Raw genomic sequence first — 12,818 nt, 5'->3', positions numbered from 1 at the left:
GCCATCAGCCTAATGACTTAGGCTGCAACCAGAAAAGTTGGCTTATTTAACTTCAACTTCAGCGCCAGCTTCTTCCAGAGATTTTTTCAGTGCTTCTGCGTCGTCTTTGCTCACGCCTTCTTTCAGCGCAGCTGGAGCAGATTCTACCAGGTCTTTAGCTTCTTTCAGACCCAGGCCAGTTGCGCCACGTACTGCTTTGATAACAGCAACTTTGTTCGCGCCAGCAGCTTTCAGAATTACGTCGAATTCAGTTTTTTCTTCAGCAGCTTCAGCCGGGCCCGCAGCTACAGCTACAGCAGCAGCAGCAGAAACACCGAATTTTTCTTCCATTGCAGAAACCAGCTCTACAACGTCCATTACGGACATAGCTGCTACTGCTTCAATGATTTGATCTTTAGTGATAGACATTTAAATTGTTCCTGAAAATCAGAATAAGTTTATACGTAAGCAAATGCTTTATAAAGATAACTGCGATTAAGCAGCTTCTTTCGCATCGCGTACAGCAGCCAGAGTGCGAACCAGTTTGCCAGCCGCAGCTTCTTTCATGGTTGCCATCAGGCGTGCAATTGCTTCTTCGTAGGTCGGCAGGGTTGCCAGGCGATCGATTTGCGATGCCGGGATCAACTCACCTTCAAAGGCTGCAGCTTTGACCTCAAATTTTGCATTCGCTTTCGCGAACTCTTTGAACAGACGAGCAGCAGCGCCCGGGTGTTCCATAGAGTATGCAATCAGGGTCGGACCAACAAACGTGTCTTTCAGGCACTCGAACTGAGTACCTTCAACTACGCGGCGCAGCAGGGTGTTACGAACAACACGCATGTATACGCCAGCTTCACGACCTGCTTTACGCAGTTCAGTCATTTTGTCTACAGTAACGCCACGGGAATCCGCAACTACTGCAGACAGCGCGCCTTTGGCTACTTCGCTGACTTCAGCAACAATCGCTTGTTTGTCTTGAAGATTTAAAGCCATTAGCTTTGCTCCTGGATGTTTGCCGGAACTCATGTTCCGGAACTCACTTCACTCTTCCCAACGGAAAGAGCGTCTTAATACGGTGAGCAGAAACAAGCCAGAGTATCCAAAAATAATCTTAGCGTTCTGTCACCGTCTACGCAGGGGATTAAGTCTCTTGCGAAACACCTGCGGTCTTCGACGGAGGCCTGGATTAGGCCAGGCTCCAACGAACAAATCTTTTAGCCGCTAACTTTTGTTAGCAAACGTGGGGGTAAGATTGTAGACAAAATCACCGCCCACGTAAAGGCATTAGTTTGCAGCAGCGCTCAGGCCAGCCTGGTCAACTGCAACACCTGCACCCATGGTGGTGGAGATGCTAACTTTCTTGATGTACACGCCTTTCGCCTGAGTTGGTTTTGCTTTTTTCAGCGCAACCAGCAGAGCTTCCAGGTTTTCTTTCAGTTTGTCAGCGTCAAAGTCCACTTTACCGATGGTGGTGTGGATGATGCCGTTTTTGTCGTTACGATAACGAACCTGACCTGCTTTAGCGTTCTTAACCGCTTCAGCAACGTTAGGCGTTACAGTACCCACTTTCGGGTTTGGCATCAGGCCGCGTGGACCCAGAACCTGGCCCAGCTGGCCAACAACGCGCATTGCATCTGGAGAAGCAATAACAACGTCAAAGTTCATTTCGCCTTTCTTGATCTGATCAGCCAGATCTTCCATACCTACCAGTTCAGCGCCGGCAGCTTTAGCAGCTTCAGCGTTTGCACCCTGAGCAAATACAGCTACACGAACGGAACGGCCAGTACCGTGTGGCAGTACAGTTGCGCCACGAACGTTCTGATCAGATTTACGCGCGTCGATGCCCAGGTTAACGGCAACGTCAACGCTTTCAACGAACTTAGCAGTTGCCAGTTCTTTCAGCAGAGCGATAGCTTCGTTGATGTCGTACTGTTTGGTCGCATCAACTTTGTCACGGATCACGGACATGCGCTTGGTCAGTTTAGCCATTTCTTAGTCCTCCACTACCAGGCCCATGGAACGTGCAGTACCTTCGATTGAGCGAGTCATCGCTTCAATGTCGGCACCAGTCATGTCGGCAGCTTTGGTCTGCGCGATTTCCTGCAGCTGAGCGCGGGAAATTTTACCCACTTTGTCTTTGTTCGGTTTACCGGAACCAGACTTGATACCAGCCGCTTTCTTCAGCAGAACTGCTGCTGGAGGGGTTTTGGTAACGAAAGTGAAAGAACGGTCAGCGTAAACAGTGATTACGACTGGGATTGGCAGACCTTTTTCCAGGGATTCAGTTTTTGCGTTGAACGCTTTACAGAATTCCATGATGTTCACACCCTGCTGACCCAGAGCTGGACCAACTGGTGGACTTGGGTTCGCCATACCAGCTGCAACCTGCAGCTTGACGTAGGCTTGTACTTTCTTAGCCATTCTAAAATCCTCTGATTGGGTAATAGCGCCTCAGTGAGGCTCCCCGTGAATAAAATTCGTTTTACGGGCCGGGCCCATAAAAACAAAAGGCGCGAAATTGTATTCCAATCTCGCGCCCTGTGCAACGATTAAATCGTCGCTTTTTTGATCGCTGCTTAGGCTTTTTCGACCTGAGCAAAGTCCAGTTCTACCGGGGTCGCACGACCGAAGATAGATACAGAAACTTTCAGGCGGGACTTCTCGTAGTCCACTTCTTCAACGACGCCGTTAAAGTCAGCAAACGGACCGTCATTAACACGCACCATTTCACCCGGTTCAAACAGCGTTTTCGGACGCGGCTTATCACCAACCTGCTGCAGGCGGTTCATAATCGCATCCACTTCTTTGTCGCTGATTGGCGCCGGACGGTCAGACGTGCCGCCGATAAAGCCCATCACGCGCGGTACGCTGCGCACCAGGTGCCAGCTCGCGTCGTTCATCACCATCTGAACCAGCACGTAACCCGGGAAGAATTTGCGTTCGCTTTTGCGACGCTGGCCGCCACGGATCTCGACCACTTCTTCGGTCGGAACCATAACTTCGCCAAATAACTCTTCCATGTTGTGTAATTTGATATGCTCACGCAGCGACGTTGCTACGCGGCCTTCAAAACCGGAAAACGCCTGAACGACGTACCAGCGCTTTTTAGGGGCTTCAGACATCTCAGAACCTCAGGCCAGTGATAAAGGATACCAGGCGAACCAGAATACCATCCAGTCCCCACAGGATCAGTGACATTACAGCGGTAACCGCCGCTACGATCAGCGTGGTGTGCAATGTTTCCTGGCGAGTCGGCCAAATTACCTTACGGACTTCGGTACGCGCTTCGCGAGCAAAAGCGACAGTCGCTTTGCCTTTCGTCGTCAACAGCGCGACACCACCCGCTGCAGCAATCAGAATTACCACTGCAAGCGCGCGTAGCGGCAGCATCATGTCACGATAAAGGTAGTTGCCGACAATCGCTACGATCAGCAGAACGGCTACTACTACCCATTTCATCGCTTCCAGGCCGCGCCCGCTCCCTTGAGCTTCGGTATTCGCACTCATAAACCAACCTGTCAGAAGTATTCTACAAACATTTTCACCCCGCGATTGCGAGGCAAACCAAATCGAAATGCTAATTCGCTTTTCGAATTATACGCTCTCTGCAGAGCCTGTCTCAGCAATGATTATGACAAAAATAATCACTGATGAGCCAGGTTCTGACGTGAAAGCGTGCAAAAAGGGCATCAAATGATGCCCTTTTATTGCGCATTGCGTCAAATGTTATCAGCAATTAGCCGAGAACTTTAGCAACCACGCCCGCGCCAACGGTACGGCCACCTTCACGGATTGCGAAACGCAGACCGTCGTCCATCGCGATTGGGTGGATCAGCGTCACAACCATCTTGATGTTGTCGCCTGGCATTACCATCTCAACGCCTTCTGGCAGTTCGATGGTACCGGTCACGTCAGTCGTACGGAAGTAGAACTGTGGACGGTAGCCTTTGAAGAACGGAGTATGACGGCCGCCTTCGTCTTTGGACAGGATGTACACTTCAGATTCGAACTTGGTGTGTGGCTTGATTGAGCCTGGCTTAGCCAGAACCTGACCACGTTCGATTTCTTCACGTTTGATACCACGCAGCAGAACACCAACGTTCTCACCAGCACGGCCTTCGTCCAGCAGTTTGCGGAACATTTCAACGCCAGTACAGGTAGACTTCGCAGTCTCTTTGATACCAACGATTTCAACTTCTTCACCAACTTTGATGATACCGCGCTCTACACGACCGGTAACAACGGTACCACGACCGGAGATGGAGAATACGTCTTCGATTGGCAGCAGGAATGGCTTGTCAATCGCACGCTCTGGTTCTGGGATGTAAGAATCCAGGAAGCCAGCCAGTTCGATGATTTTCGCTTCCCACTCTGCGTCGCCTTCCAGCGCTTTCAGAGCAGAACCACGAACGATTGGGGTATCGTCGCCTGGGAAATCGTACTGAGACAGCAGTTCACGAACTTCCATCTCTACCAGTTCCAGCAGCTCTTCGTCATCAACCATGTCGCACTTGTTCAGGAACACGATGATGTAAGGAACGCCTACCTGACGACCCAGCAGGATGTGCTCACGAGTCTGAGGCATTGGGCCGTCAGTCGCAGCAACAACCAGGATCGCGCCGTCCATCTGCGCAGCACCGGTGATCATGTTTTTAACATAGTCGGCGTGGCCTGGGCAGTCTACGTGTGCGTAGTGGCGAGTCGGGGTGTCGTACTCAACGTGAGAGGTGTTGATGGTGATACCACGAGCTTTTTCTTCTGGTGCGTTATCGATCTGGTCGAATGCACGAGCAGAACCACCGTAGGTTTTTGCCAGAACGGTAGTGATTGCAGCGGTCAGCGTTGTTTTACCATGGTCAACGTGGCCGATAGTACCGACGTTAACGTGCGGTTTTGTACGTTCAAACTTTTCTTTAGACATCGATTGTCCCTCTAAGACACGGATAAATCGGTGATATCACCACATCAACCAGGCGAAATGCCTGAATTGTTGAATACAGTAAAATTGAAACAGAGAGAAACGGGAAGGAGAAGTGAAGTGGTGCTGATACCCAGAGTCGAACTGGGGACCTCACCCTTACCAAGGGTGCGCTCTACCAACTGAGCCATATCAGCACGTATTGGAGCGGGCAGCGGGAATCGAACCCGCATCATCAGCTTGGAAGGCTGAGGTAATAGCCATTATACGATGCCCGCATCCTGAAACTCGGCTACCCAGTTCTTTCTGTAACAAAAAAAGAGATTTCTCTCTTTTTCAGTTTGAGCTGGCTAATTTTTCCAACCAGCTCCGGCGGCATTTACGCTGCCAGAAAGTGGTGGTGGGGGAAGGATTCGAACCTTCGAAGTCTGTGACGGCAGATTTACAGTCTGCTCCCTTTGGCCGCTCGGGAACCCCACCGGACTTGATGGTGCCGACTACCGGAATCGAACTGGTGACCTACTGATTACAAGTCAGTTGCTCTACCTACTGAGCTAAGTCGGCATCAAGTAGCGCGCATTCTATGGATACCTGCGCGGTCATGCAACTAAAAATTTGCATAAAACGTTCTTTCGCTCACATTTTATGCGAACGAAGCGCTAAGCGCTGTAAAAGTAGTCATTGCGGGTCAAATAATCAACATGCACGCGTGATTTACACTATATACACCATAGCGTGACGGCTTCCGCGTAACGCAGCGCTATCCATCTTTTTTCTTATTATTCCTGCCATCTGGTGTTAACCTCCTGCCCATTGTCCAAAATTAACTGTGTGATGAGCCACGATCCGGCAGTGTAGCGCTGGCTCACTGAAGCATGCTTATGAGCAAAAAAGAGCAAACGTTAATGACGCCTTATCTTCACTTTAACCGCAGCCAGTGGGCTGCCCTGCGTGATTCCGTCCCTATGACGCTGACGGAAGGTGAAATCGCACGGTTAAAAGGGATAAACGAAGATCTGTCCCTTGAAGAGGTGGCAGAAATTTATCTCCCCCTCTCTCGCTTGCTTAACTTCTATATCAGCTCGAACCTGCGTCGTCAGGCGGTGCTGGAGCAGTTTCTCGGGACGAACGGTCAACGCATTCCTTATATCATTAGTATCGCAGGCAGCGTGGCCGTGGGTAAAAGTACCACCGCACGCGTTTTGCAGGCGCTGTTGAGCCGCTGGCCGGAACACCGCAGCGTGGAGCTGATCACAACCGACGGCTTCCTGCATCCAAACGAAGTCTTAAAAGAACGCGGGCTGATGAAGAAGAAAGGCTTCCCGCTCTCTTATGATATGCACCGTCTGGTGAAGTTTGTCTCTGACCTGAAATCCGGCGTGCCTCACGTAACAGCGCCGGTCTATTCGCACCTGATCTACGATCGCATCCCGGGTGGGGATAAAACGGTGGTCCAGCCGGATATTCTCATTCTGGAAGGTCTGAACGTGCTGCAAAGCGGCATGGACTATCCTCACGATCCGCATCACGTCTTTGTCTCGGATTTCGTCGATTTCTCTATTTACGTCGATGCGCCGGAAGACCTGCTGCAGAACTGGTACATCAACCGCTTTCTGAAGTTCCGCGAAGGGGCGTTCACCGATCCGGACTCCTATTTCCACCACTATGCTCAGCTTTCTGAAGAAGAAGCGATCAATGTGGCGACGGGGCTGTGGAATGAGATCAACTACGTGAATCTCAAAGAGAACATCCTGCCGACGCGCGAGCGTGCGAGCCTGATCCTCACCAAGAGCGAGAAGCACGCCGTCGACCAGATTCGCCTGCGGAAATAATAAAGCAGACATAAAAAAACCGGCTTAGCGCCGGTTTTTTTCATTATGCGTGTGGCTTCTCGCCGTTTTCATCCTGATCGACCGCAAAGCAGGCCACCAGCTGGCCGCCATACTCCTTCAGCTGCGGCTGTAGCTGGGTGCAGGGGCCAAAGCGGCGGCTGCAGCGGGCGTTGAATGCACATCCCGGCGGCGGATTCAGCGGGCTTGGCAGCTCTCCCGTCAGCTTAATACGCTCACGACGATCGTCCGGGTTCAGACGCGGCGTCGCGGACAGCAGCGCCTGGGTGTACGGGTGGCGAGGGTTATTAAAGATCTGGTCTTTGGTCCCCTTCTCCACGCAGCGCCCCAGGTACATCACCATCACTTCATCGGCAATATGCTCCACCACCGACAGGTCGTGGGAGATGAACACGTAAGAGAGTCCCAGCTCCTGCTGCAGATCCATCATCAGGTTCAGCACCTGCGCACGCACGGAGACGTCGAGCGCCGACACCGGCTCGTCGGCAATCACCACGTCCGGGTCAAGCATCAGACCGCGTGCGATGGCGATACGCTGACGCTGACCACCGGAGAACATATGCGGATAGCGGTCGTAATGCTCGGTTTTGAGGCCGACCTTCGCCATCATCGCCAGCGCTTTTTCACGGCGCTGCTCTTTGCTCAGATTGCTGTTAATCAGCAGCGGTTCTTCCAGAATCTGCCCCACTTTTTTACGCGGGTTCAAAGAACCATACGGGTTCTGGAACACAATCTGGATTTTCTGGCGACGCAGCTTCTGCGCCTGCGGATCGTGCTTGAGCAGATCCTGGCCCTGATAATAAAGTTCACCGCCGGTCGGCACTTCAATCATCGTCAGCAGACGGCCCAGCGTCGATTTCCCGCAGCCTGACTCTCCCACCACCGCCAGCGTTTTACCGCGTTCGAGGTTAAAGGAGACGCCGTCCAGCGCTTTCACCAGGCGTTCAGGGGCAAACAGTCCCTTTTTCACCGGGTAATATTTTTTCAGGTCGATGGCCTGCAACAGCGGCTGTTGCGTGGTGGCCTGTTGCGTACTCATAGTGTTGGCCTCCCGGCATCATCGAGTGGGTAGTGGCATTTCGACTGACGACCGTCAGCCAGCTGGTTCAGCTCTGGCTCTTCCGTCCGGCATTTGTCCGTCGCATACGGACAGCGCGGATTGAGCAGACAGCCCTGCGGACGGTCATATTTACCCGGCACCACACCCGGCAGCGATGCCAGACGCGCTTTATCCTGAGCAAACTCCGGCAGCGCGCGTAAAAGCGCCTGGGTATACGGGTGACGCGGCGCGCGGAAGATATCGTGCGAATTTCCGGTCTCGACCACCTGGCCGGCATACATCACGATGATTTTGTGCGCGGCTTCGGCCACCAGCGCCAGATCGTGCGTAATCAGCACCAGCGCCATATTCTCTTTCTGCTGCAGCTCCAGCAGCAGCTCGATGATTTGTGCCTGAATGGTCACATCCAGCGCCGTCGTCGGTTCATCCGCAATCAGCAGCTTTGGCCGACAGGCAATCGCCATGGCGATCATCACGCGCTGGCTCATCCCGCCGGAAAGCTGGTGCGGGTAAACGTCCAGACGCGAAGCCGGGTCAGGAATACCCACCTGGTTCAGCAGATCGATCGCCCGCTGACGACGGGTTTTCTTATTCCCGCCCTGGTGCACCTTAATCGCTTCCATAATCTGGAAACCGACGGTGTAGCACGGGTTCAGGCTGGTCATCGGATCCTGGAAAATCATCGCCACTTCCGCGCCCACCAGCTGGCGGCGCTGTTTTTCAGAAATGCGCTTCAGGTCCTGACCGTTGAACTGCAGGTTTTCCGCCATCACGCGGCCCGGGTAATCAATCAGCCCCATGATCGCCAGCGAGCTCACTGACTTACCGGAACCGGACTCCCCAACGATACCCACCACTTCGCCCTGATTGACGCTGTAGCTGATGCGGTCCACGGCGCGAAACGGGGTGCCTTCATCGCCGAAGTGCACCGATAATTTATCTACATTTAATAACGCCATCTCGTGCCTCTTACTGCTTCAGTTTGGGATCAAGCGCATCACGCAGGCCATCACCCATCAGGTTAAATGCCAGCACCGTCAGCAGGATTGCCAGACCCGGGAAGGTGACAACCCACCAGGCGCTTTGTGCGAACTGCAACACGTCGGAGAGCATGGTGCCCCACTCCGGCGTTGGCGGCTGCGCACCCATGCCCAGGAAGCCAAGAGCGGCCATATCAAGAATGGCGTTAGAGAAACCGAGCGACGCCTGAACGATCAGCGGCGCAAGGCAGTTCGGGAAGATATTGACAAACATCTGGCGCATCGCACCGGCTCCCGCTACGCGAGACGCCGTGACGTAGTCGCGGTTCACTTCCACCAGCACCGCCGCGCGGGTTAAACGCACGTAGTGAGGAAGCGCCACGAACGTCAGCGCCAGGGCGGCGTTACCGATCGACGGCCCGAAGATCGCCACCAGCACCAGCGCCAGCAGCAGGCTTGGCAGCGCCAGCATGATGTCGACGATACGCATGATGATGTTATCAACAATGCCGCCGAAGTAACCGGCAACCAGACCCAGTACGATCCCCATAATCAGGGATAACACCACCACCAGACAGCCGACCAGCAGCGACAGGCGCGCACCGTACATCAGACGCGACAGCACATCGCGGCCCACATCATCGGTCCCCAGCAGGTGCGCCAGGCTACCGCCGTCCTGCCAGGCAGGCGGGGCGAGCAGCGCATCGCGGAACTGATCCGCCGGGTTATACGGCGCCAGCACGTTTGCGAACACCGCAATCAGGATCATGATAGCGACATACACCAGCCCCACCACCGCGCCTTTGTTGCGCTTGAAGTAGTGCCAGAACTCCTGCATCGGCGTCATCGGAACCGGTGCAGCAACAACTTTGTTTTCAGAAACCTGTGACATGATGGCCCCTTACTTCTTATGACGAATACGCGGGTTCACCACGCCGTAGAGCAAATCGACCAGCAGGTTGACGAGGATAATCATCGTCGCGACCAGCAGAACACCGCCCTGCACAACCGGATAGTCACGGCGCTGCAGCGCGTCAATCAGCCAGCGGCCCAGGCCCGGCCAGGAGAAGATGGTTTCGGTCAGGATCGCCCCCGCCAGCAACGTCCCCACCTGGAGACCGATAACGGTCACTACCGGCAGCATGGCGTTACGCAGCGCATGGACGATAATGACGCGCATACGCGTCAGGCCCTTGGCGCGGGCGGTGCGGATGTAATCCTCACCCAGCACTTCCAGCATCGATGAACGGGTCATACGGACGATCACCGCCAGAGGAATGGTGCCCAGCACCATGGCAGGCAGGATCATATGCGCGACGGCATCCATGAAGTTGCCCTCTTCACCCCAGATAGCCGTATCAATCAGCATAAAACCGGTGAGCGGGTTGGAGTCGTCCAGGAAGACCATATCGCTGACGCGCCCGGAGACCGGTGTCAGGTTTAGCTGCACCGAGACCAGCATAATCAGCATCATGCCCCACCAGAAGATAGGCATGGAGTAGCCGGTCAGCGCCAGGCCCACGGCGGTATGGTCAAAAATAGAGCCACGCTTGACGGCAGCCAGTACCCCAACAGGGATACCCACCGCGGTGGCGAAAATCATGGCGCAGACGCCAAGCTCCAGTGTCGCTTTAAAACGCGGCACGAACTCGTCCCACACCGGAAGACGGCTTTTCAACGAAATCCCTAAATCACCGTGCAGCACGCCCCAGATATAGTGGAGATACTGCTGCCACATCGGCTTATCGAGGCCGAGTTCAGCCAGCAGCTGTGCATGGCGCTCAGGGGAAATACCACGCTCGCCCGCCATAATCATTACCGGGTCGCCGGGGATCATATGGACGAAGGCAAAAGTGAGAAGGGTGATACCGATAAACGTGGGGATAACAAGTCCCAGACGTCGGAGGATGAACTGCAACATAACCCGGATTCTCTCTGATGACGCACGACCAGTGGCGTGACGTCTGTATTGCTCACAAATCTTATTCCCTCTCCTTTCAGAGAGAGAATTAAGCACTGCTGCCGGGTGGCGCTACGCTTACCCGACCTACAGACCGTAGGCCAGTGCAAGCGCAGCGCCGCCTGGCGTTGCTTTTAATTATTCAACCGATACGTTTTCGAAGTGGTGTTTGCCCAGTGGATCAACCACGTAGCCTTTCACTTCTTTACGCACTGATTCGTACACGGTGGAGTGAGCCACAATCAGCGCCGGAGCCTGATCGTGCATAACAACCTGTGCCTGCTTGTACAGTTCAATACGTTTGTTGTGATCGTCGGTCGCACGCGCCGGCTGGATCAGGTCTTCAAACGGCTTGTAGCACCAGCGAGAGTAGTTAGAACCGTCTTTTGCCGCCGCGCAGCTGAACAGGGTGGCGAAGAAGTTGTCCGGATCCCCGTTATCACCGGTCCAGCCCATCATGACTGCCTGGTGCTCACCCGCTTTGGCGCGCTTCAGGTACTCGCCCCACTCGTAGGTCACAATCTTGGCCTGAACGCCAATCTTAGCCCAGTCAGCCTGAACCATTTCTGCCATACGACGTGCGTTCGGGTTGTACGGACGCTGTACCGGCATCGCCCACAGCTCAACGGTGAAGCCTTTATCCTGGCCCGCTTCTTTCAGCAGCGCTTTCGCTTTCTCAGGATCGTAGGAGTAATCTTTAACGTCGTCGTTATAGCCCCACATGGTTGGTGGGATCAGGTTTTTGGCTGCAACGCCAGCGCCCTGGTAAACCGCCTTGATAATCGCTTCTTTGTTCACCGCGTAGGTCAGCGCCTGACGCACTTTCACGTCATCAAACGGTTTCTTCTCGGTGTTGAAGGAGAGATAGCCCACGTTCAGGCCAGCCTGCTCCAGCAGGTTGATGTTCTTGTCCTGCTTCATGCGGGCGATGTCTGCCGGGTTCGGGTATGGCATCACCTGGCATTCGTTTTTCTGCAGTTTTGCATAACGTACGGACGCATCTGGCGTGATGGAGAAGACCAGACGGTCAATCTTCGGCTTGGTGCCCCAGTAGCCTTCGAACGCTTTATACAGAATACGGGAGTCTTTCTGGTACTGCAGCAGCTGGAATGGACCGGTACCGATTGGGTTCAGGTCGACCTTCTCCGGCGTACCGGCTTTCAGCATGTTGTCCGCGTACTCTTTGGACAGAATAGAGGCGAAGTCCATGGCCAGGTCTGCCAGGAACGGCGCTTCAGGACGCGTCAGCACGAACTGAACGGTATTATCGTCCACTTTTTTCACTTCAGAGATCAGATCCGGCAGGCCCATCCCTTCGAAGTATTCATAGCTGCCGCCAGAGACTTTGTGGTACGGGTTCTGGGCGTTTTTCTGACGATCGAAGGAGAACACAACGTCGTCGGCATTAAAGTCGCGCGTTGGTTTGAAATCTTTGCTGTCCTGCCACTTCACGCCCTGGCGCAGGTGGAAGGTATAGGTTTTACCGTCTTCGCTGACGTCCCACTTCTCAGCCAGACCCGGAATCACTTCCGTGGTGCCAGTTTTGAATTCAACCAGACGGTTATAGATCGGTACAGAGCTTGCGTCGTACGTCGTACCAGAGGTAAAGAGCTGTGGGTTAAAGCCTTCCGGCGAGCCTTCAGAACAGTAAACCAGGGTTTTTGCCTGTACGCTTGCTGCCACGGTCATAGCCACCAGGCTCAGACCAAGCTTCAGCATCCCTGACTTCTTCAAGGAAATACTCATTATTCTGCTCCAATGTGATGTTTTGCTTTGTTGTGTTACGCCGCCAGACCTTTATTTATTTTTTACCCGGTCCGGTCGGAGGTGCCCGAAGGCGTTAAAGGGATGGAGAATCCTTTCAGAAGAGCGTTTGAGTTGCAGCGCAGATCGTCCCTGAAATGCCCCTCATGCCCTACAATCTGTCAACAGAATGTGAAAACGTCAATACAGGTGACGGGGATTTACGCTGAGTGTGAGAAACCGCAAACAAAGATTAAAAAAACCATGAGCGCCAGTTTTCAGCAGGGAAATTTATGCTACTCGCCATGTTGCAGCACAACTCTCTCCC

Annotated in this window: 13 protein-coding genes and 4 tRNA genes; 1 reads left to right on the top strand and 16 read right to left on the bottom strand. The window is 53.8% G+C overall.

All coding sequences use genetic code 11. The features are described from left to right. Nucleotides 1-42: 42 nt before the first annotated feature. The 11 genes from rplL to KGP25_RS01370 form a co-directional block, all read right to left on the bottom strand. Complete coding sequence (gene rplL / locus KGP25_RS01420) at nucleotides 43-408, bottom strand: 50S ribosomal protein L7/L12 (RefSeq protein ID WP_002445276.1); 366 nt, start codon at nucleotides 406-408, stop codon at nucleotides 43-45. 66 nt (nucleotides 409-474) lie between these two features. Continuing rightward, nucleotides 475-972 (bottom strand): 50S ribosomal protein L10, encoded by a 498-nt coding sequence (rplJ, locus tag KGP25_RS01415; protein WP_003862338.1) that lies wholly within the window; start codon nucleotides 970-972, stop codon nucleotides 475-477. Between the two features lie 291 nt (nucleotides 973-1,263). After that, a complete protein-coding gene (rplA, locus tag KGP25_RS01410) occupies nucleotides 1,264-1,968 on the bottom strand; it encodes a 50S ribosomal protein L1 (protein ID WP_006810530.1) in 705 nt (234 codons plus the stop codon). A 3-nt stretch (nucleotides 1,969-1,971) separates the two neighbouring features. Beyond that, nucleotides 1,972-2,400 carry a 50S ribosomal protein L11 gene (rplK, locus tag KGP25_RS01405; RefSeq protein ID WP_008503452.1) on the bottom strand — a complete coding sequence of 143 codons (429 nt, stop codon included), beginning with the start codon at nucleotides 2,398-2,400 and terminating at the stop codon, nucleotides 1,972-1,974. A 155-nt stretch (nucleotides 2,401-2,555) separates the two neighbouring features. After that, entirely contained in the window at nucleotides 2,556-3,101 is a 546-nt protein-coding gene (nusG, locus tag KGP25_RS01400) for a transcription termination/antitermination protein NusG (RefSeq protein ID WP_003862341.1), read from the bottom strand. 1 nt (nucleotide 3,102) lies between these two features. Continuing rightward, nucleotides 3,103-3,486 carry a preprotein translocase subunit SecE gene (gene secE / locus KGP25_RS01395; protein WP_003862342.1) on the bottom strand — a complete coding sequence of 128 codons (384 nt, stop codon included), beginning with the start codon at nucleotides 3,484-3,486 and terminating at the stop codon, nucleotides 3,103-3,105. A gap of 229 nt (nucleotides 3,487-3,715) precedes the next feature. Further along, nucleotides 3,716-4,900, bottom strand: a complete 1,185-nt coding sequence (gene tuf, locus KGP25_RS01390) for an elongation factor Tu (RefSeq protein WP_014830236.1) — start codon at nucleotides 4,898-4,900, stop codon at nucleotides 3,716-3,718. A gap of 118 nt (nucleotides 4,901-5,018) precedes the next feature. Continuing rightward, nucleotides 5,019-5,094, bottom strand: a tRNA-Thr gene (locus KGP25_RS01385). Nucleotides 5,095-5,100: 6 nt separating this feature from the next. Further along, a tRNA-Gly gene (locus KGP25_RS01380) sits at nucleotides 5,101-5,175 on the bottom strand. Nucleotides 5,176-5,292: 117 nt separating this feature from the next. Beyond that, nucleotides 5,293-5,377, bottom strand: a tRNA-Tyr gene (locus KGP25_RS01375). A gap of 8 nt (nucleotides 5,378-5,385) precedes the next feature. Further along, nucleotides 5,386-5,461, bottom strand: a tRNA-Thr gene (locus tag KGP25_RS01370). 317 nt (nucleotides 5,462-5,778) lie between these two features. On the opposite strand from KGP25_RS01370, the gene coaA reads away from it, so the two are divergent. After that, nucleotides 5,779-6,729 (top strand): type I pantothenate kinase, encoded by a 951-nt coding sequence (gene coaA, locus KGP25_RS01365; protein WP_021242480.1) that lies wholly within the window; start codon nucleotides 5,779-5,781, stop codon nucleotides 6,727-6,729. A 43-nt stretch (nucleotides 6,730-6,772) separates the two neighbouring features. Here coaA and dppF read toward each other — a convergent pair whose 3' ends face one another. From dppF to dppA, 5 genes are all read right to left on the bottom strand, one after another. Then, the gene (dppF, locus tag KGP25_RS01360; RefSeq protein ID WP_008502773.1) at nucleotides 6,773-7,786 is read right to left on the bottom strand and encodes a dipeptide ABC transporter ATP-binding subunit DppF; all 1,014 of its coding nucleotides are present in this window, start codon (nucleotides 7,784-7,786) and stop codon (nucleotides 6,773-6,775) included. Continuing rightward, nucleotides 7,783-8,766: a dipeptide ABC transporter ATP-binding protein gene (dppD, locus tag KGP25_RS01355; RefSeq protein ID WP_047746334.1), complete on the bottom strand. Its 984-nt coding sequence runs from the start codon at nucleotides 8,764-8,766 to the stop codon at nucleotides 7,783-7,785. The genes dppF and dppD overlap by 4 nt, the downstream gene beginning before the upstream one ends. Before the next feature lie 10 nt (nucleotides 8,767-8,776). Further along, entirely contained in the window at nucleotides 8,777-9,679 is a 903-nt protein-coding gene (gene dppC / locus KGP25_RS01350) for a dipeptide ABC transporter permease DppC (RefSeq protein WP_008502771.1), read from the bottom strand. Nucleotides 9,680-9,688: 9 nt separating this feature from the next. Then, nucleotides 9,689-10,708, bottom strand: coding sequence for a dipeptide ABC transporter permease DppB (dppB, locus tag KGP25_RS01345; protein ID WP_008502770.1), 1,020 nt, complete (start codon nucleotides 10,706-10,708; stop codon nucleotides 9,689-9,691). A gap of 177 nt (nucleotides 10,709-10,885) precedes the next feature. After that, the gene (dppA, locus tag KGP25_RS01340) at nucleotides 10,886-12,493 is read right to left on the bottom strand and encodes a dipeptide ABC transporter periplasmic-binding protein DppA (RefSeq protein WP_223539859.1); all 1,608 of its coding nucleotides are present in this window, start codon (nucleotides 12,491-12,493) and stop codon (nucleotides 10,886-10,888) included. Nucleotides 12,494-12,818 lie beyond the last annotated feature (325 nt).

Source organism: Enterobacter sp. JBIWA003, from assembly GCF_019968825.1.
In the GTDB taxonomy this organism is placed as follows: domain Bacteria; phylum Pseudomonadota; class Gammaproteobacteria; order Enterobacterales; family Enterobacteriaceae; genus Enterobacter; species Enterobacter quasiroggenkampii.
This window is presented reverse-complemented; position numbering and strand designations above follow the sequence as displayed.

Bases quoted from the DNA above. Each gene is read 5' to 3' on its own strand.
- rplL (WP_002445276.1), bottom strand. From the start codon at position 408: ATGTCTATCACTAAAGATCAAATCATTGAAGCAGTAGCAGCTATGTCC.
- rplJ (WP_003862338.1), bottom strand. From the start codon at position 972: ATGGCTTTAAATCTTCAAGACAAACAAGCGATTGTTGCTGAAGTCAGC.
- rplA (WP_006810530.1), bottom strand. From the start codon at position 1,968: ATGGCTAAACTGACCAAGCGCATGTCCGTGATCCGTGACAAAGTTGAT.
- rplK (WP_008503452.1), bottom strand. From the start codon at position 2,400: ATGGCTAAGAAAGTACAAGCCTACGTCAAGCTGCAGGTTGCAGCTGGT.
- nusG (WP_003862341.1), bottom strand. From the start codon at position 3,101: ATGTCTGAAGCCCCTAAAAAGCGCTGGTACGTCGTTCAGGCGTTTTCC.
- secE (WP_003862342.1), bottom strand. From the start codon at position 3,486: ATGAGTGCGAATACCGAAGCTCAAGGGAGCGGGCGCGGCCTGGAAGCG.
- tuf (WP_014830236.1), bottom strand. From the start codon at position 4,900: ATGTCTAAAGAAAAGTTTGAACGTACAAAACCGCACGTTAACGTCGGT.
- coaA (WP_021242480.1), top strand. From the start codon at position 5,779: ATGAGCAAAAAAGAGCAAACGTTAATGACGCCTTATCTTCACTTTAAC.
- dppF (WP_008502773.1), bottom strand. From the start codon at position 7,786: ATGAGTACGCAACAGGCCACCACGCAACAGCCGCTGTTGCAGGCCATC.
- dppD (WP_047746334.1), bottom strand. From the start codon at position 8,766: ATGGCGTTATTAAATGTAGATAAATTATCGGTGCACTTCGGCGATGAA.
- dppC (WP_008502771.1), bottom strand. From the start codon at position 9,679: ATGTCACAGGTTTCTGAAAACAAAGTTGTTGCTGCACCGGTTCCGATG.
- dppB (WP_008502770.1), bottom strand. From the start codon at position 10,708: ATGTTGCAGTTCATCCTCCGACGTCTGGGACTTGTTATCCCCACGTTT.
- dppA (WP_223539859.1), bottom strand. From the start codon at position 12,493: ATGAGTATTTCCTTGAAGAAGTCAGGGATGCTGAAGCTTGGTCTGAGC.